The organism is Kitasatospora sp. NPDC056651, from assembly GCF_042792155.1.
Lineage (GTDB): Bacteria > Actinomycetota > Actinomycetes > Streptomycetales > Streptomycetaceae > Kitasatospora.
The window spans coordinates 1-21,765 of sequence record NZ_JBHTWX010000031.1; the positions used below are offsets into that span (position 1 = coordinate 1).

Annotated in this window: 18 protein-coding genes; 6 read left to right on the plus strand and 12 right to left on the minus strand. The window is 72.3% G+C overall.

Translation table 11 applies throughout. The features are described from left to right. Window positions 1–434 precede the first annotated feature (434 nt). Window positions 435–926, plus strand: coding sequence for a hypothetical protein (locus tag ACFRAR_RS14845; RefSeq protein WP_380698444.1), 492 nt, complete (start codon window positions 435–437; stop codon window positions 924–926). Window positions 927–953: 27 nt separating this feature from the next. On the opposite strand, the gene ACFRAR_RS14850 is transcribed toward ACFRAR_RS14845, so the two are convergent. Next, entirely contained in the window at window positions 954–2,393 is a 1,440-nt protein-coding gene (locus tag ACFRAR_RS14850) for a BTAD domain-containing putative transcriptional regulator (protein ID WP_380698445.1), read from the minus strand. A gap of 133 nt (window positions 2,394–2,526) precedes the next feature. Here ACFRAR_RS14850 and ACFRAR_RS14855 point away from each other — a divergent pair, with 133 nt between their 5' ends. Then, a complete protein-coding gene (locus ACFRAR_RS14855) occupies window positions 2,527–5,457 on the plus strand; it encodes a BTAD domain-containing putative transcriptional regulator (protein WP_380698446.1) in 2,931 nt (976 codons plus the stop codon). A gap of 133 nt (window positions 5,458–5,590) precedes the next feature. Further along, the gene (locus tag ACFRAR_RS14860) at window positions 5,591–6,100 is read left to right on the plus strand and encodes an RICIN domain-containing protein (protein ID WP_380698447.1); all 510 of its coding nucleotides are present in this window, start codon (window positions 5,591–5,593) and stop codon (window positions 6,098–6,100) included. Window positions 6,101–6,157: 57 nt separating this feature from the next. Here the strand turns inward: ACFRAR_RS14860 and ACFRAR_RS14865 are convergent, their stop codons facing one another. After that, window positions 6,158–6,805 carry a TetR/AcrR family transcriptional regulator gene (locus tag ACFRAR_RS14865; RefSeq protein ID WP_380698448.1) on the minus strand — a complete coding sequence of 216 codons (648 nt, stop codon included), beginning with the start codon at window positions 6,803–6,805 and terminating at the stop codon, window positions 6,158–6,160. 372 nt (window positions 6,806–7,177) lie between these two features. Between ACFRAR_RS14865 and ACFRAR_RS14870 the strand changes: the two genes are divergently transcribed. Continuing rightward, a complete protein-coding gene (locus ACFRAR_RS14870) occupies window positions 7,178–7,636 on the plus strand; it encodes a DUF6542 domain-containing protein (protein ID WP_380698449.1) in 459 nt (152 codons plus the stop codon). After that, window positions 7,629–9,242, plus strand: coding sequence for an LCP family protein (locus ACFRAR_RS14875; RefSeq protein WP_380698450.1), 1,614 nt, complete (start codon window positions 7,629–7,631; stop codon window positions 9,240–9,242). Before ACFRAR_RS14870 ends, ACFRAR_RS14875 begins: the two co-directional genes overlap by 8 nt. Before the next feature lie 63 nt (window positions 9,243–9,305). Here the strand turns inward: ACFRAR_RS14875 and ACFRAR_RS14880 are convergent, their stop codons facing one another. From ACFRAR_RS14880 to ACFRAR_RS14895, 4 genes are read right to left on the minus strand one after another with little or no spacing between them, the layout of a single operon-like run. Beyond that, entirely contained in the window at window positions 9,306–9,788 is a 483-nt protein-coding gene (locus ACFRAR_RS14880) for a hypothetical protein (RefSeq protein ID WP_380698451.1), read from the minus strand. A gap of 12 nt (window positions 9,789–9,800) precedes the next feature. After that, window positions 9,801–10,394 (minus strand): hypothetical protein, encoded by a 594-nt coding sequence (locus ACFRAR_RS14885; RefSeq protein ID WP_380698452.1) that lies wholly within the window; start codon window positions 10,392–10,394, stop codon window positions 9,801–9,803. A 26-nt stretch (window positions 10,395–10,420) separates the two neighbouring features. Beyond that, window positions 10,421–12,013 carry a WXG100 family type VII secretion target gene (locus tag ACFRAR_RS14890; RefSeq protein ID WP_380698453.1) on the minus strand — a complete coding sequence of 531 codons (1,593 nt, stop codon included), beginning with the start codon at window positions 12,011–12,013 and terminating at the stop codon, window positions 10,421–10,423. A 23-nt stretch (window positions 12,014–12,036) separates the two neighbouring features. Beyond that, window positions 12,037–12,333, minus strand: a complete 297-nt coding sequence (locus tag ACFRAR_RS14895; protein WP_380698454.1) for a type VII secretion target — start codon at window positions 12,331–12,333, stop codon at window positions 12,037–12,039. A 181-nt stretch (window positions 12,334–12,514) separates the two neighbouring features. Here ACFRAR_RS14895 and ACFRAR_RS14900 point away from each other — a divergent pair, with 181 nt between their 5' ends. After that, window positions 12,515–12,901, plus strand: coding sequence for a VOC family protein (locus ACFRAR_RS14900; RefSeq protein ID WP_380698455.1), 387 nt, complete (start codon window positions 12,515–12,517; stop codon window positions 12,899–12,901). A 131-nt stretch (window positions 12,902–13,032) separates the two neighbouring features. On the opposite strand, the gene ACFRAR_RS14905 is transcribed toward ACFRAR_RS14900, so the two are convergent. The 6 genes from ACFRAR_RS14905 to ACFRAR_RS14930 all read right to left on the minus strand — a co-directional run bounded on the left by ACFRAR_RS14905 (window position 13,033) and on the right by ACFRAR_RS14930 (window position 21,742). Continuing rightward, entirely contained in the window at window positions 13,033–14,088 is a 1,056-nt protein-coding gene (locus tag ACFRAR_RS14905) for a 2-oxoacid:ferredoxin oxidoreductase subunit beta (RefSeq protein WP_380698456.1), read from the minus strand. After that, window positions 14,085–16,082, minus strand: coding sequence for a 2-oxoacid:acceptor oxidoreductase subunit alpha (locus ACFRAR_RS14910; RefSeq protein ID WP_380698457.1), 1,998 nt, complete (start codon window positions 16,080–16,082; stop codon window positions 14,085–14,087). The genes ACFRAR_RS14905 and ACFRAR_RS14910 overlap by 4 nt, the downstream gene beginning before the upstream one ends. A 276-nt stretch (window positions 16,083–16,358) precedes the next feature. Continuing rightward, window positions 16,359–17,021 (minus strand): response regulator, encoded by a 663-nt coding sequence (locus ACFRAR_RS14915; protein WP_380698458.1) that lies wholly within the window; start codon window positions 17,019–17,021, stop codon window positions 16,359–16,361. 113 nt (window positions 17,022–17,134) lie between these two features. Further along, window positions 17,135–18,145, minus strand: a complete 1,011-nt coding sequence (locus ACFRAR_RS14920) for a polyprenyl synthetase family protein (protein ID WP_380698459.1) — start codon at window positions 18,143–18,145, stop codon at window positions 17,135–17,137. Between the two features lie 346 nt (window positions 18,146–18,491). After that, window positions 18,492–20,129, minus strand: a complete 1,638-nt coding sequence (gene nuoN, locus ACFRAR_RS14925) for an NADH-quinone oxidoreductase subunit NuoN (RefSeq protein WP_380698460.1) — start codon at window positions 20,127–20,129, stop codon at window positions 18,492–18,494. Further along, window positions 20,126–21,742, minus strand: coding sequence for an NADH-quinone oxidoreductase subunit M (locus ACFRAR_RS14930; protein WP_380698461.1), 1,617 nt, complete (start codon window positions 21,740–21,742; stop codon window positions 20,126–20,128). Before ACFRAR_RS14930 ends, nuoN begins: the two co-directional genes overlap by 4 nt. Between the last annotated feature and the right edge of the window lie 23 nt (window positions 21,743–21,765).

Genomic DNA, 21,765 nt, shown 5'->3' on the forward strand with positions numbered 1-21,765 from the left:
TCATCCAACTCGCCGGTGTCTTCCGGGGCTTGACGCCCTGTCCGACGTTTCAAACTCTAGCCGATCCCCGCTCCGAAAAGCGAATCCGGCCGCAACCCAATAAAACGAGCACACCGAATACGCACCAGGCCGCGACGCGAAAACGACGAAGCGACCCGGACCGAACCGGGAAGTGGTGTTTCAGAGGATTGGCCGCCCCGGGACCGTCCGCGCAGATGCGTGTCCGGTGCTCCCTGTCGAGCGACTAGAGAACAGTACTCCTCCCCCGGGCCCAAGCCAAACGGCCCGGGACGGCCGACCGTGCCCGACGCCGCGTTCATCGTTTGTCTACCGCTGTCTCCCACCATCACTCCCATCGGACGCCACGCCACGGGGACCTCGTGGCCGCCGACAGCACGAGCAGCACGAGCAGCACGAGAGAGGGTTCACGGGGCATGAAGAAGACGATGAAGAAGGTCCGGCGGCTGGCCGTCGGGACGGCGACCGCCGCGCTGGCGCTGACCGCGACCTTGGTCGGCGCGGGGAGCGCGACTGCGGCCGAGGGCTACCAGGAGGCGTGGATGAACGAACCCGGGATCCTCTACAAGAACCAGTGGCTCACCGCCGGCGACACCCAGCTGGTCATGCAGGGCGACGGGAACCTGGTCCTGTACGTCACCGGCTCGAACGGCGTCACCACGGCCCCGTGGGCCACCCGCACGATCGGCTGCGGCGACCGGGCGATCATGCAGGGCGACGGGAACTTCGTCGTCTACGGTGCCGGCAACAAGGTCTGCTGGACCAACAACGTCTTCAAGACCGGGCCCGGCGTGGCCTCCCTCCGCGTACACAGCGGCGGTGGTCTCCACATCGAGCTGGGCCAGGGCAGCACGAACTTCTTCATGCACCAGCTCACCCTCCGGCTGGGCTCCTCGGACCCCTACTAAAGAGAAGCCCGAAGAGAGAAGGAGCCCTCAGCCCCGCTCGGCGAGCCACCTGACCAGGTCGGCCACCGACCAGCGCGGCCGGGCCGCGAGCCGCGTCGCCGCCGCCCGCAGCAGCACCGGGAGGTGGCCGCAGAGCGCGGCCACCTCCGCCACCGCGTCCGGCTCCTGCCGGACGCGGTCCGCGCCGACGATCCGGGCCAGCAGCTCGTAGGCGTCGTGCGGCTCCAGCGGTCCCACCGCCAGCCGCACGGCGTCCTCGGGCAGCGCACCCGGCTCCGCGCCCGCGGCCACCACCGCGCAGCCCGTCGTCCCGGGCAGCAGCGGCCCGGGGTCGGCCACGCCGTCGAGCAGCACCAGCACCCGCCGCCCGGCGAGCAGCCCGCGGTAGCGCGCGCCCAGCTCCTCGACGGCCGCCCCCGCCGCCGGCCGTTCCCCCAGCGCGCGCAGGAATCCGGCGAGCAAGGCCCCCGTCTCTCCGCCGCCCTCGTACAACTGCCCGCCCGCGTACAGCTGCCCGTCCGGGAAGGCGTCCTGGACGCTGTGCGCGACGTGCACCGCCAGAGCCGAGACGCCGCTGCCCGCCGGCCCCGACAGCCCCAGCACCGGCGCACCGCCCGCCCGCAACACCCGCTCCGCCTCCCGCACCCGCACCGCCCGACCGACCAGGTCCGGGATGTCCGGCGGCAGCTGCTGCGGCCTCGGCAGCCGCCGCAGCAGCACCGGTGCCTCGCCCCGCCTGATCTGCTCGGCCAGCTCGGCCAGCGCCGGGGCGGGTTCCAGCCCCAGTTCCCCGTCCAGCCGCTCCCGCAGCGCCTCGTACCCCGCCAGCGCCTCCGCCGTCCGCCCGCAGCGGTGCAGCGCCAGCAGGTGCAGCCGGTGCACCTCCTCGTCCTGCGGGTGCGAGGCCGCCAGCCCGGCCAGCGGCTCCAGCGCCTCGGTGTGCCGGCCGAGCGCCAGGTCCAGGTCGAGCAGCACCTTCACCGTCGCGAGCCGCCCGGCCGCCAGCCGCTCCCGGACCCGCGCGGCGAACGCCCCGGGCACGCCGTCCAGCGCACGGGGCCCGTCCCAGGCCCCCAGCGCCCGTGCCAGCAGCTCGCGCGCCCGCTGCGGATCCTGGTGACGCAGCGCGACGGCCTCCGTCACCTCGGCCTCGTGACGGAAGAGGTCCACCGCCGTGCGCGGCACCTCCAGCCGGTAGCCGCCGGACGCCCCGACCAGCAGCCCGGGCGCGCCCAGCGCACGTCGCAGCCGGTGGACGTGGGTGCCGATCTGCCCCACCGGGTCCTTCGGCCAGCAGGTGTCGTCCGCCCCCCACAGGTCCTCGACCAGCCGATCCGTGGAAACCAGCTGCCCCGGCGGTATCAGCAGCGCCGCGAGCACGGCCCGCTGCTGCGGTCGGCCGAGGTCGAGCTCCTGGCCGTCGCACCGCGCCCGCAGCGGCCCCAGCAGGCTGAACGCCAGGCCCACGGCCCACCCACTCCTCGAAGCCCACGATCGGGTACACAACCTGTGACAGAGAATAGGCCGCCGGGGTACGGGGGCCTCGCCGTCCGGACGGAAGTGGCGGGATCCCGGCACAGAACGACTTTCGGGGACTGGCATGGGTGACATGGGGGGCACCGGACTGCGGTTCGGACTGCTGGGGCCGCTGCGGGCCTGGTACGGGGAGCGGGAACTGGAGCTGGGCAGGCCGCAGCAGCGGGCCGTGCTCGCCGTCCTGCTGGACGCCGCCGGGCGGACGGTGGCCGTCCCGGTGCTGGTCGAGGGGGTGTGGGGCGGGGCCGCGCCGGCCGATCCGCGCAAGGCCGTCCAACTCGCCGTCTCCCGGCTGCGCAGCGCGTTCCGGCCGTACGCCGGGGACGATCCGGACCGGATGCCGCTGGTCCGGATCGGCGACGGCTACGCGTTCAAGGCGGCCGGGGCCCGGTCGGACACGGCCGCGTGGGACGCCCTGCTGGCCGAAGCCGGACGACTGCGCGAGGCGGACGCGCCGCCTCAGGAGGTACGGGAGGTGCTGCGACGCGCCCACCGGCTGTGGGTCGGCGAACCGCTGGCCGGACTGCCCGGGCCGCACGCCGAAGCCGTCCGGGCCCGTCTCACCGAGCAGCGGATCTCGGCCGGCGAGACGGAGCTGGAGCTGGACGCCGACCTCGGCGACCGCACCGACCTCACCGCGGCGGTCACCGCCTTCGCCCTGGAGCACCCCGGCCGCCCCCGGCTCACCGCCGTCCTGATGCGCGCCCTCCACCAGGCGGGCCGCAAGGCCGAGGCGCTCGCCGTGTACGAGGACGCCCGCGCCTGGCTCCCGCCCGGCCGGAGCGCCCCCGCCGACCTCCAGCTGCGCATCCTGCGCGAGGACGCCTCCCTGCTGCCCGCGCACGCCGCCACCGGCCCGGCCGAACCCGACGCCACCGCCGCCGACTGGCAGGCCCCCGACCAACTCCCCTCCGGCCTACCCGACTTCACCGGACGTGCCGAGGAGGTCGACACCCTCACCGACCAGCTCTCCGCGGCCGGCGGGCGCGCCGTCGTCGTCTCCGCCCTGGACGGCATGGGCGGCGTCGGCAAGACCACCCTCGCCGTGCACGCCGCCCGGCTGGTCCGCGCGCGCTTCCCCGACGGGCAGCTCTTCGCCGACCTGCGCGGCGCCGACCGCACCCCGCCCGACCCGGGCACCGTCCTCGCCGGATTCCTGCGCGCCCTCGGCGTCGACCCCGCCGACGTCCCGCCGGACACCGGCGAACGCAGCGCCCTCTACCGCTCCGCCCTCGCCGGGCGGCGCGTCCTGGTCGTCCTCGACAACGCCGCCACCCCCGGCCACGTCGAACCGCTGCTGCCCGGCTCGGCCGGCTGCGCCGTCCTCATCACCAGCCGCCACCGGCTGGCCCGCCTCTCCGGCGCCCACCAGCTGCGCCTGGACACCCTGCCCGCCGGACAGGCCCTGGAACTGCTCACCCGCGTCGTCGGCGCCGAACGCGTCGCCGCCGAACCCGACGCCGCCGAGGAGGTCGTCCAGGCCTGCGGACTGCTGCCGCTCGCCGTCCGCATCGTCGCCTCCCGGCTCGCCGCCGACCCGGCACTCACCCTCGCCGCCCTCGCCGAAGGACTGCGCCACGAGCACCGGCTGGCCGAACTCAGCGACGGCGAACGCACCGTCGAAGCCACCTTCGCGCTCTCCTACCACCGACTGGACCCCGAACTCGCCCGCGCCTTCCGCCTGTTGGCGATGCCCGACGCCCCCGACATCCCGCTGTCCTGCGCCGCCGCGCTGCTCGACCGCACCGAGGCCGAGACCGACGACCTGCTCGAAACCCTCGTCGACCTCAACCTGCTGCACTCCCCCCGCTTCGGCCGCTACGGCTACCACGACCTCGTCCGCGCCTACGCCCGCGCCCGGCTCGCCGACGAGGACGGCCCCACCGAACGCACCGCCGCCCTCGACCGGCTGCTCGACTTCTGCCTCGCCACCGCCCGCAACGCCGACCGCGCCGCCCGCAAGGCCGACCAGGCCGAACTCAGCCTGCTCGGCGCCCCCGTCACGGCCCCGGGCCGGACCATCTCCGACGGCCCCGGAGCCGTCCGCTGGATGCGCGACCAGTCCGACGTCCACGCCGCCGTCATCGCCCTCGCCTGCGCCGACCCGGCCCTGCCGCTCGACCGCGCCGCCGAACTCGCCGACCGGATGGGCGCCATCCTCCCCGAACGCACCCGGACCGGCGTCATCGTCGAGCTCGCCGGACACCTCGCCCGACAGGCCGCCTCCCGCGGCGAACCCGGGCCGCTCGCCCTCGCCCGCTACCTGCGCGGCAGCATGCTCTGGCACATCAACCGCTACGCCGAGTCCGAGGAGGAGATCCGCCGGGCCGTCGCCCTCGCCGAACAGGACGAGCGCACCGAACGCGTCCTCGCCAAGGCCCTGATCACCCTCGGCAGCAACGCCCGGATGCACGGCCGCTACGCCGAGGCAGCCGAGCACGCCGGCCGCGCCGCCGACCTGTTCCACCGCCTCGGCGCCCAGCGCGCCGAGGGCAGCGCGCTCGGCGAGTTCGCCTTCAGCGCCGCCCAGACCGGACGCCTCGACGAGGCCCGCGACGCCGCCGAACGCAGCGCCCGCCTGATGAGCCGCTCCGGCCCGGTCTCCGCCGCGACCGGCCGCTACTACCTCGCCCGGGTGCTGCGGCTGTGCGGCGACCCGGAGGAGGCGCTCGCCCACGCCGTCGGCGCCCGCGAGGAGTTCGCGGCGCTCCAGGTCACCGTCTTCGCCGCCGCGGCCGGCGACCTCGCCGCCCGCATCCACGCCGAGGCCGGCCGCTGGCTGCTCGCCGTCGACGCCGCCGAAGCCGTCCTCCCGCTCGCCCGACGCACCAGCGCCGCCCTGGAAGCCGCCCTGTTGCGCACCCTCGGCACCGCGCTCACCGGCCTCGGCCGTCCGCGCCAGGCCCGGGCCTGCCTGGTCGACTCCCTGGAGGTGTACGAGCGGCTGGGGCTCGCCGAGGACGCCGCACAGGTCAGGGGACTGCTGACGCGGTAGACACGGCATCAACGACACTTTGCCCCAAGCGTGTTGACCCGTCGTCTACCGCAGCGCGGGAACGTGTCCCTCGTCAGGCCCCGAGCCGCCGCAGCAGCAGCCCGGGGCAGCAGCACAGACGAGAGGCGCGACCATGCCCACGCTCCCGCAGCACGGCCAGACCTGGGCCCTGAAGTCCGCCGACGGAACCGTCGCCGACGTCCGCTCCGGCCTCGCCTCGGCCGGCACCGCCATCCAGTCCTGGGGCCCCAACGGCACCACCGCCCAGGGCTGGACCTTCTGGGCCAAGGAGAACGGCGGCTTCCTCCTGGAGACCCTGCTGACCACCGGCAGGCACCCGGGCGGCCAGGCCACGGCCACGGCCACGGTCATGGTCATGGACTACAACTACTCCATCGGCCAGACCTGGCTGTACAACGAGCACAACCGGCCCAACCAGCACTGGACCTTCGAGCCCATCGACGACGACTGGGTCCGGATCCGCACCACCCGCACCGACGAGGGCGCGCTCTTCCTCACCGCGGCCGCCCCCGGCTCCCCGCTCGCCCTGGCCCGGCAGGACGACCGCAACCCGGCGCAGCGCTGGCAGCTCGTCCCGGCCGGAGGCGAGCCGTACACCCTCGGCAAGGGCCTCGACTGGTGATCCGGGCGGGGGTGGCGCTACGGCCGCCCCCGCCCGGCCCTTCCGGCCCGTCGCGCCTCAGCGCCGCGGAGCGCCGTGGATCCGCAGGAAGGCGTCCACACCGGCCGCCGCGATCCGCGCGGCCTCCTCGCCCGCCACCGGGAGCGCGCCCCAGAAGGAGCGCTCGGCGATGCCGTGGAAGGTCAGCAGCGTGAACTGCTCGGCGGCCAGTCCGGCGTCCTCGGCCGCGAGCAGCCCGCGTTCGCCGAGCGCCTCGAAGTGCGCGGCGAGCTCACGCTGGGAGGCCGCCGGTCCGGCGTCCAGCCAGGCCTCCAGGACGTCCGCCGGGATGTTGGCCACCTCGGCCCGGATCGCCCGGCCGAGCGCGCCGTGCTCGCCGCGCTCGCCGGCGGACAGCACGGCGCGGGCCCGCTCGACGGCGAAGTCGATCAGGCTCTGCCGCAGGTCCACCACCCGGCCGAGGTGCCTCGCCATCAGCTCGCCGATCAGCTGCGCCAGTTCGGCCGAGTTCCGCAGGGCCACCGACAGGAAGAGGGTCTCCTTGTCGGGGAAGTGGTTGTAGACCGTGCGCTTGGACACCCCCGCCTCGGCCGCGATCGCGTCCATACCGGCCCGGACGTACCCCTCGCGCCCGAACACCACCGCCGCGGCCCGCATGATCGCCCCGCGCTTCTCCGGCCGACCCGCTCCGCCCGTCGCCGCCACGGCCCTCTCCTCCTCCGTCGGCCGTCGGCCGACCCTCAAAGAAACCGCCCGGTGTGGTTAAGTCGGGCGCAGCGGACCCGGGATTGCCACCGAACAGCCGTGCTCTATGCTGCGTACGACTTCTACACCTGTGTAGAGGCAAAGCGGAAGCGCCCCTCCCCGGCCGCGGGCAGTCGAACCCCGCACCGGAACCGGCCGACCCGAACCGGCGTCCAGAAGTGGCAGCACCATGAGTGGACTTCCGGACATCCGGACGATCCGACTTAAGTACGTCAGGACACGTTCGTTCGGACTTCGGGATGAACGGACGGCGAGCGGCGTGGGCGCCACCGTGGCGCACGCACGGGACGCGGGAACACCGGGGGTGAGGGCGTGGCAGGGCAGCGAGGACGGTCGGCCGACCAAGGAGCACGGCGGCGGACGGCGGGCGGCGGATCCGCCGGTCGCCCGCGCCCCCTGCGCGCCGGCCCCGCACTGCCCGCGGTCGTCGCCGTCGGGCTGCCGGTCGTGGGCGCCGTCGTCGACGAACTGTCCGGCCCCGGCATGGGGTTGGTCTTCGCCGTGAGCGCGGTGCTCGGCACCGGCCTGGCAGCGGCGCTGAGCGGCCGCAACGGCTGGTGGTGGGTGCTCGCCGCCTCGCCACTGGTCGTCCTCGGCGTGACGGCCGCCGTCGAGCTGGCCGCCCACCGCGACCGGTACCTGGGCAAGGGCCTGGCCACCGGCGCCGCAAAGTGGGTGGTGCACGGCTTTCCCGTGATGGCCGAGGCCGCCGCCGCGGCCGTCATCGTGATCGCGGTCCGGCTGGTCCGGGCGAGGAGGCAGCATGGCTGACAACGCCGGGGACGGCCGCCGCACCAAGACCCACCGCCCCTCCCCCCTGCTGGTCGCGGGCCGGGTGGTGGCCTGCACCGTCGGACTGGCGGTGTTCGCCGCCAGCGGGGTCGTCTGGTACGAGTACAAGCAGCTCACCGACGGGATGACCACCTCCAACGTCATCGCCGAGACCAAGAAGAACGCGCCCAAGCACCTGGACAACTCGGTCAACCTGCTGCTGATCGGCCTGGACAGCCGCAAGAACATGGACGGCACGGACCTCCCGCCCGAGTTCGTCCAGGACGAGCTGCACGCCGGCCACAGCTCCGACATCGGCGGCTACAACACCAACTCCCTGATCCTGCTGCACATACCGGCGAACGGCGGCAAGGTGCAGGCCGTCTCGATCCCCCGCGACGACTACGTCATGACCTACGGCGCCGACGGCAAGCAGGCAGGCATGCGCAAGATCAAGGAGGCGTACGGCGAGGCCAAGGACAAGGCCACGCCGGCCCTCCAGGCCAAGGGGCTCAAGGGCGCCGACCTGGAGAAGGCAGGCCGCGACGCCGGACGCGCGGCGACCATCCAGACCGTCCAGAAGTTCCTCGACCAGCCCGTCGACCACATCGCCGAGGTCAACCTGATGGGCTTCTACGACATCGCCAAGGCCCTCCAGCCGATCGAGGTCTGCCTCACCCACGACACCAAGGACCCGGCCATGGAAGGGCAGGGCTCCGGGGCCGACTTCCACAAGGGCATCAACAAGCTCAACGCCTCGCAGGCGCTCTCCTTCGTCCGCCAGCGCCACAACCTCGACGGCGGCGACGGCAACGACAGCGACTTCGCCCGCACCCACCGCCAGCAGGCCTTCATCTCCTCCGTCGTGCACAACCTGAAGCAGAAGGGCGTCGTCGGCGACCTCGGCAAGATGCAGGAGCTGATGGGCGTGGTGCAGAAGGACCTCGTCATCGACAACGAGTGGAACATCCTGGACTTCGCCCAGCAGGCCCCCAACCTCACCGGCGGCAACGCGGAGTTCCGCACCCTCCCGGTCGCCGAGCTCAAGAGGGTCAACGGCCAGGACGTCAACATCGTCAGCCCGCCGCAGGTCCAGAAGATCGTCAAGCAGCTCTTCGGCTACGCGGACACCAGTCCCGTCCCGGCCCCGACCGACGAGAGCGCCGCCCCCGCGGCCCCCGCAGCCCCTGCCCAGCCGGCCACCACCCCGCCCCCGGCCGCCGCCAAACCCGTCACCGTCGACGTCTTCAACGCCTCCTCGGCCGCCGGCGTCACCTCCGCCTCGGAGGCCAAGGCACTGGTCGCGATGGGGTTCAAGGAGGGGAAGACCGGCCCGGCCGGCAGCAAGCAGAAGGCCACCACCGTCGTCTACGGCAAGGGTGCCAAGGAGGCCGCCGACCAGATCGCCGCCCGCTACGGCGTGACCGCCACCGAGTCCGCCTCGACGGCCGCCGAGCACGTCGTCGTCACCCTCGGCAGCACCTTCACCGGCGTCGCGGGCGACAAGCCCGCCGCCAGCGCCCCGCCCGCCCCGGACACCAACGTGGCCCAGCAGGGCCCCATGGTCGACGCGGAGTCCGACGGCGGCATTCCCTGCGTCTTCTGAGCCGCTGCCGATCCGCTTCTCCGCCGACCGCCCGGTGCCCCGCCGAACCCCGCGGGGCACCGGTCAGGACCACTCGAAGTACAGCGCGGGCCGCACCGGCCGCGGGCTGCCGGGCGCGAAGAGGAACACCAGGTTCACCGTCGGCCCGGACGGCTCCTCCAGCCGAGGACCACGGACGCTCAAGCCGAACCCGTTGATCCGCCGCCCCGCCACCAGCCCCGCCCGGACCTCGCGGTACCAGACCTCCAGCGGCTCGGCCGGCAGCCCCCAGTACGCGGCCAGCTCACCCGACAGCCGGTAGGCGTCGTCCACCGTGGCGGCCGGGAAGGTCGCGCTGACCAGGTCGATCGCCTCCCCCTCGGCGGTGGCCAGCAGCTCCACCCGCCCGGTGAACCAGCGCCCGCCCGGCAGCGCGACGGTCGCGGCGACGGTCGGGATGCGCCAGCGGCGCCGGACGTTACCGGGCCAGCCGACATCGCCGCGCAGGTGGCTGCCACGGAGGTTCCAGGTGACGGCCACCGGCCGGACGACTTCATCGTGGGACACGGAGACTCCGAATCAGGGCGCGGTCGGGGAGGGGGACTGGGTGGCCTGGTCCCGGAGTGCGCCTCGCAGGTTCTCGCCCCAGGCGAAACTGATCCTGACCTTCACCGGCTGGCCGTCGTTGACGGTCTCGTACCTGAGGCTGACGCTGACGAGCGGGCCGTCCGGAGTCAACAGCCGGACATCGGACCCACCGTCCTCCTCACCGAGCTGGACCCGGTCGCCCTTCGCCAGATCGTCGAGCACGTTCCGGCGGAAGTCCTCGATCCTGTCGGACTTCAGACCGAACTGCCGAGCGAGCTCCAAGGCCGTCCGGTACCCCTTGTCGAGCGGCATCCCTGGATACCAGCCGATGAGCTCGTCGATGTTCTCGGCGTCGTCGTGGGTTGCCGCCACCATGAGCGCCATCCTGTCGGCCTGGAAGCGTTGACCACCTGGTAGATCGATGTCCACCGGGCCCAGGTTCACGAAGTCGTGGCCGCTGTGCGGCTCCAGCTCGGCCCCGAGATCGGCGCCTCGATGCGAGTTCCGCAGATCCCAATGAACCGGACGCGGTCGCTCGTTCACCAGGTAGCACCCGGCCGCGAGCAGCACCACGAGCAGCGCCACCAGGAGCCTCCGACGCGCCTCCGATGTCACGGCAGTACCTCGTACTGGTCCGCCCGGTCGAGCAAAGGGGTGTCGATGAGTTTCTTCGCCTCCAGCGGATTCGCCAGGAGCTGCTGGTACTTGGGCAGCATGTCCTTGCGGATCCAGTCCATCCGGTCGTTCGTGTCGGTCACGTACCGGTCGTCCCACCAGGTCGACCACTGGCCACCGTAGTAGTCGTTGAAGGACTTCCCGCCCGGGATCGGCGATTCGGTCATGCCCGACAGCACCTCGGAGAACAACTCCCCGACCGGGCCGTGATGGCCCTCCACTTCCCCGTACGAGGTCGGCAGCACCTTGGTCTGCTCACGTTCCAGCAGGGCCGCATTGCCCGCCGCCACCCGTTTTGGGTCACCCGAGTCGATGTCCTTCCAGGCATCGACCAGTTCTTGCGGGTACTTGTCCGGCCTCTGCTGCCGCAACGCCTCGATGCCCTCCACGCCGTACTGCTGGTACGCGGCGTGCATCGAGCCGACGTCGTCGAAGATGTCCTTCTGCATGTTCAGGAACTTGTTCTGGAACCACTGCACCTCGTCCGTGCCGAGGCCGCTCAGCAGCCCCGCCGGAGGAGGAAGGGCCAGCCCGCCGACGTCCGCGCCCTTGATGATCTCGTCGAGGTCGTGCAGCCCTCCGTACACCGGCGCCCCGGCCAGCTTGGCCATTCCGGCCCACTGGAAGTCCGGGTTCTCGTCCCACATCTTCTGGTACCAGGCATAGACCTTCTGCACGGTCTCGTCGTTGAAGTCCAGGCCCTTATCCGGGTCCCACTTCGACGGGTCTATCCCGGCCTGTTTCAGGGCGAGTTGCTTGTAGTAGTCCTCCAGCTTCGGCACGCCGGGCAGGCCCTGGACCTTCCACGGCGCGGCGTCCAGGAACTGGTTGCGCTGGTCCGGCGTCAGCCCGCCCCACCAGGCGGCCCGGGCGGCCGGATCGGTGGGGATGGCGTCCCCCTCGACCGATCCGGCGAGCCTGGTGGCCTCGCCGAGGTCCTTGGCTGCGGCCTGTACCGCGCCCGCGAGGCCCGTCCGCCCCCAGCCGTCGAGGAGCTTGGACTCCCCTGCCAGTTTCCCGAGTTCGGCCGCGCACTTGGCGTCGGCCTGGGTGGCCGCCTGGACGGCGGCGGCGATGTCGGCGGTGAGGGTGACGGCGTAGGCGGACTCGATCCGGTAGGAGTCTGCGGCCTCCTGGCGGAGCGCCGCGTTCTGCGGCAGCTGCTCCACCGGTGTCGGAGTCGCGGTGACCGTGCCGTTCGCGTCGACCGTGAGGCCGCGTCGGCTCGCCTCGGTCAGCGCGTACTGGAGTTCCTGCTGGGCGGTGACGACCGCCTGGGCGAAGCCGGTCAACACCCTTTCGACCGCCTGGAGTTCCAGCGCGGCCACCTGGAGCTGCAACTCCTGCTGCCCGAAGGAGTGCCGGGCGCCGGTCGCGGCCGGCCCTGTCCACGTCCCGAGCGGTTGCAGCACCGACTCCTCGATGTGCTGCCGCGCCTGGTCGAACGATTTGGCGACGGCCTGCCAGTCCTTGCCGGCTTCCGTCACCGGCTCCAGCTTCACGTCGCGCAGGCGCGCGAAGTCCACCACGGAAGCCCCCCTCCCCTGTCGTCCTACTGGAGCGCCCCTGCGTTCCCCTGCTCGGTCGTGCCGTAGTTGTCGGCCGCCGTGCGGAGCGACTCCTCGTCCGCCCCGAGCGCCGTGCGGATCTTCTCCACGCCCTGCGTCCACGCGGTGACCACGGCGGCCAGTTGCCCTGCCACCTGCCAGCCCCCGAGGGCCGCCTCGGCGGCGCCCGAGGCCGTGCCGGCGGTCTGCACCGGCGTGCCCAGTCCGGCGGCGATGGACGAGGCGTTGGCCGCCGCGGACCTCAACTGCTCCTGCGAAACCTCGAATCCGGCACCCGGCATCGGATCGCCCCCCAGTGCTCGATGCGGTGATCCGACCCTAACGGCGCGGCCCGGTTCGCCGCCGGACTTTCTCGAACACGGGCGCGATCGCGCGCGGATCCCCCTGGCGCAATTCTCCGTACTATGTATAGTGTACTGCGTACGGGATAACCGTTGCGGGTACCGACGAGAGGGTCCTTCCTTGCAGATCACCAAGACCGCCGTCTCCCTGACCGTCGAGGACGTCACCGCCTCCGCCGCCTTCCTCAAGCGGCACTTCGGCTACAGCGAGGACATGTCGGCCGACGGCTTCGTCTCGCTCGGCCACCCCGGCGGCGGGGTGGCCGTCGTCTACCTGCGGCGCGGGCTCGACGTCCTGCCCGAGGAGCAGCGCCACCGGCTCGCGGACGGCGTGATCCTGGCGTTCGTCGTCGAGGACGTCGCCGCCGAGGAGCGGCGGCTGCGCGGGGAGGGGGTCGCGATCACCCTGCCGCTGCGCGAGGAGCCGTGGGGCGAGAGGCTCTTCCAGATCACCGACCCGAACGGGGTGGCGATCGAGCTGGTCGAGTGGGTCAAGGCCGGGCAGTAGGCGCGAAGAGCGGTATGCGCGGTAGGCGCGAAGAGCAGTAAGAGCGGTAGGCGCCAGAGCGGTAGGCGCGCAGAGCGGCGCCCCCTGTCCCGGCCGGGTCAGGGGGCGCCGCTCGGTGTGGCCGGCGGTGGTCAGTCCACCGTCCAGGTGTCGCTGCCGGCGAGCAGGGCGGCGAGGTCGCCGGGCCCGCTCCGGCTGGTGGCGGCGGCCAGCTGGTCGGCCATCAGCTCGTCGTAGACCGGGCGTTCGACGCTGCGGAGCACGCCGATCGGGGTGTGGTGGAGGGTGTCGGCGTCGGCGATGCGGGAGAGGGCGAAGGCGGTGGCGGGGCTGGGGGTGTGGGCGTCGTGGACCAGGACGTCCGCCTCGTTGTCCGCGGTGACGGGGGCGGTGGTCAGTTCGCCGTCCCGGCCGCGGAAGACGCCGTTGGCCAGGTCGGCGCCGAAGCGGATGGGCCGGCCGTGTTCGAGCCGGATCAGCGCCTCGTCCCGGCTGCCCGGCTCCTTCAGGACCTCGAACGCGCCGTCGTTGAAGATGTTGCAGTTCTGGTAGATCTCCACCAGGGCCGTGCCCCGGTGCTGGGCGGCCGCGCGCAGCACGGACTGGAGGTGCTGGCGGTCGGAGTCGATGGTGCGGGCGACGAAGGTGGCCTCGGCGCCGATCGCCAGCGACAGCGGGTTGAACGGGGCGTCCAGCGAGCCCATCGGGGTGGACTTGGTGATCTTGCCGAGTTCGCTGGTCGGCGAGTACTGGCCCTTGGTGAGGCCGTAGATCCGGTTGTTGAACAGCAGGATCTTCAGATTGACGTTCCGCCGCAGGGCGTGGATCAGGTGGTTGCCGCCGATCGACAGCGCGTCGCCGTCCCCGGTCACCACCCACACGCTCAGGTCCTGGCGCGAGGAGGCCAGCCCGGTCGCGATCGCCGGTGCCCGGCCGTGGATCGAGTGCACCCCGTAGGTGTTCATGTAGTACGGGAACCGCGAGGAGCAGCCGATGCCCGAGACGAACACGGTGTTCTCGCGCTTGATGCCGAGCTCGGGCATGAAGGACTGGACGGCGGCCAGGATCGCGTAGTCCCCGCAGCCGGGGCACCAGCGCACTTCCTGGTCGGTCTTGAAGTCCCTCGCGCTCTGCGGCCCTTCGGCCTTGGGGACGAGACTCAGGGAGGGGAAGGCGTGCTCGCTCATCGGTGGTCCTCCTCGTCCAGGGTGCCGATCGCGGCCGACAGCACGTCCGCCAGCTGGGCGGCCTTGAAGGGCAGTCCGCGGACCTGGTTGTAGGACTCGGCGTCCACCAGGTACTTCGCCCGCAGCAGCAGGGCCAGCTGCCCCAGGTTCATCTCGGGCACGATGACCTTCTCGTAACTGCGCAGCACCGTCCCCAGGTTGGCCGGGAACGGGTTGAGGTTGCGCAGGTGGGCCTGGGCGACCTCGCCGCCGTCGGCACGCACCCGGCGCACCGCGGCGGTGATCGGCCCGTAGGTCGAGCCCCAGCCGAGCACCAGCACCCGGGCGTCACCGCTCGGGTCGTCCACCTCCAGGGGTTTGACCGTGATGCCGTCGATCTTGGCCTGGCGGGTGCGGACCATGAAGTCGTGGTTGGCCGGGTCGTAGGAGATGTTGCCGGTGCCGTCCTGCTTCTCGATGCCGCCGATCCGGTGTTCGAGTCCGGGTGTGCCGGGCAGTGCCCAGGGCCGGGCCAGCGTCCGCGGGTCCCGCAGGTAGGGCCAGAAGGCGCCGTCCTCGCGGTTCGGTCCGGTCGCGAACCCCGGGTCGACCTGCGGGAGTTCGTCGACGGCGGGGATGCGCCAGGGCTCCGAGCCGTTGGCCAGGTAGCCGTCGGAGAGCAGGAAGACCGGGGTGCGGTAGGTGACCGCGATCCGGGCCGCCTCCAGGGCCGCGTCGAAGCACTCCGCGGGCGTGGCCGGGGCGACGATCGGCACCGGGGCCTCGCCGTTGCGCCCGAACATCGCCTGGAGCAGGTCCGCCTGCTCGGTCTTGGTCGGCAGGCCGGTGGACGGGCCGCCGCGCTGGATGTCCACGACCAGCAGCGGCAGTTCGAGTGACACCGCCAGCCCGATCGTCTCCGACTTCAGCGCCACGCCGGGCCCGGAGGTGGTCGTCACCCCCAGCGCCCCGCCGAACGAGGCGCCCAGCGCGGCCCCGATCCCGGCGATCTCGTCCTCCGCCTGGAAGGTGCGCACCCCGAAGTTCTTGTGCCGGCTCAGCTCGTGCAGGATGTCCGAGGCCGGGGTGATCGGGTACGAGCCCAGGTACAGCGGCAGGCCGCAGCGCCGCGCGGCGGCGATCAGCCCGTAGGACAGGGCGAGGTTGCCGGAGATGTTGCGGTAGCGCCCCGCCGGGAGCTTGGCCGGCGGCACCTCGTAGGAGACCGCGAAGGACTCGGTGGTCTCGCCGAAGTTCCAACCCGCCCGGAAGGCGCTGATGTTCGCCTCGGCGATCTGCGGCTTCTTGGCGAACTTGGTGCGCAGGAACGACTCCGTTCCGCGCGTCGGCCGGTGGTACATCCAGGACAGCAGGCCCAGGGCGAACATGTTCTTCGCCCGCTCCGCGTCCTTGCGGGCCAGGCCGCTGTCCTTGAGGGCCTCCAGGGTCAGCGTGGTCAGCGGCACCTTGTGCAGGTGGAAGGCGTCCAGCGAGCCGTCGCCGAGCGGATCCGCCGGGTAACCGACCTTGGCCAGGGCGCGCTTGGTGAACTCGTCGGTGTTGACGATGATCGCCGCGCCGCGCGGCAGGTCCGGGAGGTTCGCCTTCAGGGCCGCCGGGTTCATCGCGACCAGCACGTTCGGGGCGTCGCCCGGCGTCAGGATGTCGTGGTCCGCGAAGTGCAGCTGGAAGGACGAGACACCCGGCAGCGTCCCGGCGGGGGCCCGGATCTCGGCCGGGAAGTTCGGCAGCGTCGACAGGTCGTTGCCGAAGGACGCCGTCTCCGAGGTGAACCGGTCACCGGTGAGCTGCATGCCGTCACCGGAGTCGCCGGCGAAGCGGATGATCACCCGATCGAGTCTGCGGATCGGCTTGCCCCCCTTCACCGGTGGGCCGCCCGGGGCGGATGGGCCGGCGGGCGCGGCCGAGCCGGGGCCGGCGTCGCCGCTCCCGCTCCGGGCCTCGTCGCCGTCCGAGCCGTCCACTGCCTCTGACTGATCGACCTGACTGGTCACTGCCGCGGACCTCCTCGTGGGCGCACCACCGCGGGCGCGGCCCCGTGCCCCGTCCGCTTGGTGCACCTCTCGCATCCTATGCGGGCTGACACGACGACGGCCGGAGCCACGGCAGATTTCACCGGCCCGCGACTGCACCGCACATGAGCGTCAACGCCCGCCCGGCGGAGATCATTCCGGCTCCGGCGGGCGGGCGCGAGGGCGCGACGGACGCATGGCCGAGATGCGCTCCCGGTCGTCGCCCGGGAGCGTCGCCCGGGGGGTGGGCCGACGCCCTCAGGAGTTGAGGTAGGTGAGCACCGCCAGCACCCGGCGGTGGTCCTCCGAGCTCTGGGCCAGACCCAGCTTGAGGAAGATGTTGCTGACGTGCTTCTCCACCGCGCCGTCGGAGACCACCAGCTGCTTGGCGACGGCGGCGTTGGTGCGACCCTCGGCCATCAGTCCGAGCACCTCGCGCTCGCGCGGCGTGAGATTGGCCAGAACGTCGCCCTTGCGGCTGCGGCTGAAGAGCTGCTGCACCACCTCCGGGTCCAGCGCGGTGCCGCCCTCGGCGACCCGGACCACCGCGTCGGCGAACTCGCGCACCTCGGCGACCCGGTCCTTGAGCAGGTAGCCGACTCCCCGGGTGGAGTTGGCCAGCAGCTCCGAGGCGTAACGTTCCTCCACGAACTGCGACAGCACCAGCACGCCCAGTTGCGGGTAGCGGCCACGAAGCTCGACGCAGGCGCGCAGGCCCTCGTCGGTGTGGCTCGGGGGCATCCGCACGTCGGAGACCACCACGTCCGGCAGGGCGTCGGCCGCGGCCAGCTCGTGGATGGTCCTCACCAGGGCATCACCGTCCCCGACCCCCGCGACGACCTCCAGGCCACGGTCCGTGAGCAGCCGGGTCAGCCCCTCCCGCAGCAGTACGGAGTCCTCGGCGATGACGACGCGACGCATGGCGACCTTCCGGCAGGAGAGTGCTGACGGGAGTCAGTCTCCCCCATCCCGGGGGTGCCGAAGGCCTGGGCCCGGCCGCGCCCCGTCCCTGGGCGGGACCGCGCCGGCCCGGCTCACATGGTGCGGATCGCCACCGCGTCACAGAGGCCCACCAGGGCGGTCTTGGCCGCGCAGTCCGGCAGCGGGGCGAGCAGCGCCCGGGCCTCCTCGGCCCGGCGCAGCGTCTCGGCGCGGGCGCGCTCCAGCGCGGGGTGGGCCCGCAGCAGGCGCAGCGCCTCGGCGTGCAGGTCGTCGTCGGCGAGGTCCTGGTCGAGCAGTTCGCGCAGCCGGGTGTCGTCCGGGTCGGACGGGTCGGCGGGCATCTGGCGGAGCAGCAGGGTCGGCAGGGTCGGCACGCCCTCGCGCAGGTCGGTGCCGGGGGTCTTGCCGGACTCGTGGCCGTCGCTGGCGATGTCGAGCACGTCGTCGGCCAGCTGGAAGGCGATGCCGATCCGCTCGCCGAACTCGCCGAGGGTGTCCACCAGGTCGCGCTCGGCACCGGCCATCAGCGCTCCTATCCGGCAGGAGACGGCGATCAGCGAGCCGGTCTTGCCCTCCAGGACGTCCAGGTAGTGCAGCAGCGGATCCATCTCCGGGCCGGGGCCACGGGTCTCCAGGATCTGACCGGTGACCAGCCGCTCGAAGGCCTCGGCCTGCATCCGCACGGCCTCCGGGCCGAGGTCGGAGAGCACCTGGGAGGCCCGGGAGAACAGGAAGTCGCCGGTGAGGATGGCGACCGAGTTGTCCCAGCGGGAGTTGGCGCTCGGGGCACCCCGGCGCACCGGCGCCTCGTCCATGACGTCGTCGTGGTACAGCGTGGCCAGGTGCGTCAGTTCGACCACCACGGCGGCGGGCACCACGCCGGGCGCCCCCGGGTCGCCGAACTGGGCCGCCAGCAGCAGGAGCAGCGGACGGAAGCGCTTGCCGCCCGCTTCGAGGAGGTGGCTGGCGGTGACGGTGATGAACGGGACGTCGCTCTTGACGGCCTCGCCGAGCGCCGCCTCCACCGCGTCCAGTCCGGCCTGGACGTCCCGGGTCAGGTCGCGGTCCTGCACGCTGAGCCCGAAGGGTTCCACGACGGTCACGAAGACCACTCCTCTGTCCCTGGTCGATCTAGCGGCCTGGTCCCTGAGTGCCGCCGCTGGCCATACAGGCAGGGTATCCGGTCGTGAGTGGATCACTGCACGGGCGTGCGGATCCTGTCATGATCGGGCTTGATGCCCTGGTCAGGACGGATGTACGGGTCGGACGGCGGTGGGGGTGAAATCGGCTGGAAATAAAGGTGGGAGAACCCTCGGAAGCCCCCCGGTGCGGCCCCCGGGAAAGAGCCGTCCGGGCCGCGCGGACGAAGCGCGGCCCGGACGGGCCCCCGGTCGGGAGCGGCGGACATCAAGGCCGGTGCGAAGGCCGGCACCGGAACCGGCGAAAAGGTCAGCGCACGAACAGCGAGGCCTTGGAGGCCAGGTCCAGGAAGTACTGCGGGAGCAGTCCGAGACCCAGCGTGACCAGGACCCCCACCCCGATCGCGGTCGCCGTGAAGGCGCTCGGGATCGCCACCGTGGGACCGCCGGGCTGCGGGTCCGAGAAGAACATCAGCACGATGACCCGGATGTAGAAGAACGCGGCCACCGCCGAACTCAGCACACCGACGACCACCAACGGGGTGGCCCCGCCGCTGGCCGCGGCCTGGAAGACCGCGAACTTCCCGGTGAAACCCGAGGTCAACGGAATCCCGGCGAAGGCCAGCAGGAACAGTGCGAACACCGCCGCCAACAGCGGCGAGCGCCGTCCGAGCCCGGCCCAGCTGGACAGGTGGGTCGCCTCCCCCTTGGAGTCACGCACCAGGGTGACCACGGCGAACGCGCCGAGCGTCACGAAGGAGTACGCCAGCAGGTAGAACAACACCGAGGAGATGCCCTGCTTGTTGACGGCGATCACGCCGGTCAGGATGAACCCGGCGTGCGCGATCGAGGAGTACGCCAGCAGGCGCTTGACGTCCTGCTGGGTCACCGCGAGGACCGCGCCGACCACCATCGTGAGGATCGCCACCCCCCACATCACCGGCCGCCAGTCCAGCCGCAGGCCCGGGAAGGCCACGTAGAACAGCCGCAGGAAGGCGCCGAAGGCCGCGACCTTGGTGGCCGCCGCCATGAAACCGGTCACCGGGGTCGGCGCACCCTGGTAGACGTCCGGGGTCCACGAGTGGAACGGCACCGCGGCGACCTTGAACAGCAGGCCGACCGAGAGCATCGCCAGGCCGGTGAGCACCAGCGCGTCGCTCTGGGTGGTGCTCAGCTGCGCCGGGGTGGTCATCGCCTTGCCGGAGATGACGTCGCCGATGTCGCCGAGCTTCACACTGCCCGCGTAGCCGTACAGCAGCGCGGTGCCGAACAGGAAGAACGCCGAGGCGAAGGCGCCGAGCAGGAAGTACTTGACCGCCGCCTCCTGGGAGAGCAGCCGGCGGCGCCGGGCCAGCGCGCAGAGCAGGTACAGCGGCAGCGAGAAGACCTCCAGCGCCACGAACATGGTCAGCAGGTCGTTGGCGGCGGGGAACAGCAGCATGCCGGCGACCGCGAACATGGTGAGCGGGAAGACCTCGCCGGTGGCGAAGCCGGCCCGGATCGCGGCCCGCTCCTGCTCGCCGCCGGGCGTGGCGGCGGCCTGGGCGGCGAAGGCGTCGGCGGGCAGGCCGCCCGCCTTGGGCTCCAGCTTCCGCTCGGCGTAGGTGAGCACCGCGACCACCGAGACCAGCAGGATCACGCCCTGGAGGAAGAGCGCCGGGCCGTCCATCGCGACCGTCTCCATCGCCAGCAGGTCGATCCGGGTGAAGCCGTGGCTCTGCACGGCCAGCACCACGACGGCGACGAAGGCGCCGACCAGCCCGGTCAGGGCCAGCGACACCTGGGTCCAGTGCCGGTACCGGCGGGGCACGAAGGCCTCGACCAGGACGCCGACCACCGCGGCGGCGAACACCACGATCATCGGGGACAGTTGGCCGTACTCGATGTGCGGCGCCGGGATGCTGGGGGTGTTGCCGCCCGCGGCGGCGAGCACTGCGGTGGCGCTCACTTCTGCTCACCTCCTGAGGTGGCGGCGACCGGGTGGGCCGGCGCCGGATCGGTCTCGTGGACCTGCGAGAGCGTCGCGTTCACCGAGGGGTTGACCAGGTCGGTGAGCGGCTTGGGGTAGACGCCGAGCAGGATGGTCAGCGCCACCAGCGGGGCGACCACGGCCAGTTCGCGGGCCTTGAGGTCGGGCATCGTCCGCACCCCTTCCCGCACCGGGCCGGTCATGGTGCGCTGGTACAGCAGCAGGGCGTACAGCGCGGCCAGCACGATGCCGAAGGTGGCCACGACGCCGATCGCCGGGTAGCGGGTGAAGGTGCCCACCAGCACCAGGAACTCGCTGACGAACGGGGCGAGCCCGGGCAGCGACAGGGTGGCCAGGCTGCCGATCAGGAACGTCCCGGCGAGCACCGGGGCGACCTTCTGCACGCCGCCGTAGTCGGCGATCAGTCGCGAGCCGCGGCGCGAGATCAGGAAGCCGGCCACCAGCATCCAGACCGCCGTGGACAGGCCGTGGTTGACCATGTAGAGGGTGGCGCCGCTCTGGCCCTGGCTGGTCAGGGCGAAGATGCCCATGATGATGAAGCCGAAGTGCGAGATCGACGCGTACGCCACCAGGCGCTTGATGTCCTTCTGGCCGATCGCCAGCAGCGCGCCGTAGACGATCCCGATCAGGGCCAGCACCAGGATCGCCGGGGCGAAGGTCTTCGAGGCGTCCGGGAACAGTCCGAGGCAGAAGCGCAGCATCGCGAAGGTGCCGACCTTGTCCACCACCGCGGTGATCAGCACCGCGGTGCCGGCGGTGGACTCGCCCATCGCGTTCGGCAGCCAGGTGTGCAGCGGCCACAGCGGGGCCTTCACCGCGAAGGCGAAGAAGAAGCCCAGGAACAGCGCCTTCTCGGCGGTGCCGGTCAGCTGGAGCCGGCCGTCGGCGATCGCCGAGGTGAGGGTCGGCAGGTCGAAGGTGCCGAAGCCCTGGTCCTGCGCGATCACGTACAGGCCGATCACGGCGGCCAGCATCACCAGGCCGCCGAGCAGGTTGTAGAGCAGGAACTTCACGGCCGCGTAGGAGCGCTGGCGCGCCGACTCGGGGCCGCCGGCCCGGTCGCCGAAGCCGCCGATCAGGAAGTACATCGGGATCAGCATGGCTTCGAAGAACACGTAGAACACGAAGACGTCGGTGGCGTAGAAGGAGACGATCACCATCGCCTCCACCGCCAGGATCAGGGCGAAGAAGCCCTGGGTCCGGCGCACGTTCTCGAAGGTGCCGTCGGGCCCGGCGGCCGGGTCTGCGTCGTGCCAGGAGGCGAGGATCACCATCGGCACCAGCACCGCCGTGAGCAGGGCGAGGACGGCGCCGATGCCGTCCACCCCGAGCGAGAAGGTGATGCCGAAGGAGCGGATCCAGCTGTACGACTCGTTCAGCTGGAAGCGGTCGCCGTGCGGGTCGAACCGCGTCGCCACCACGGCGGCCAGCGCCAGGGTGACGGCCGAGACGCCCAGCGCGACGGCCTTGGTGGTCCGGCGCCGGGTCTCGTTCGACCCGGCCGGCAGGGCGGCGGTCAGCACCGCGCCGGCCGCCGGGACGGCACAGGTGGCGGTCAGCAACGCACTCATGGCCTGACCTCCCAATGCGATTC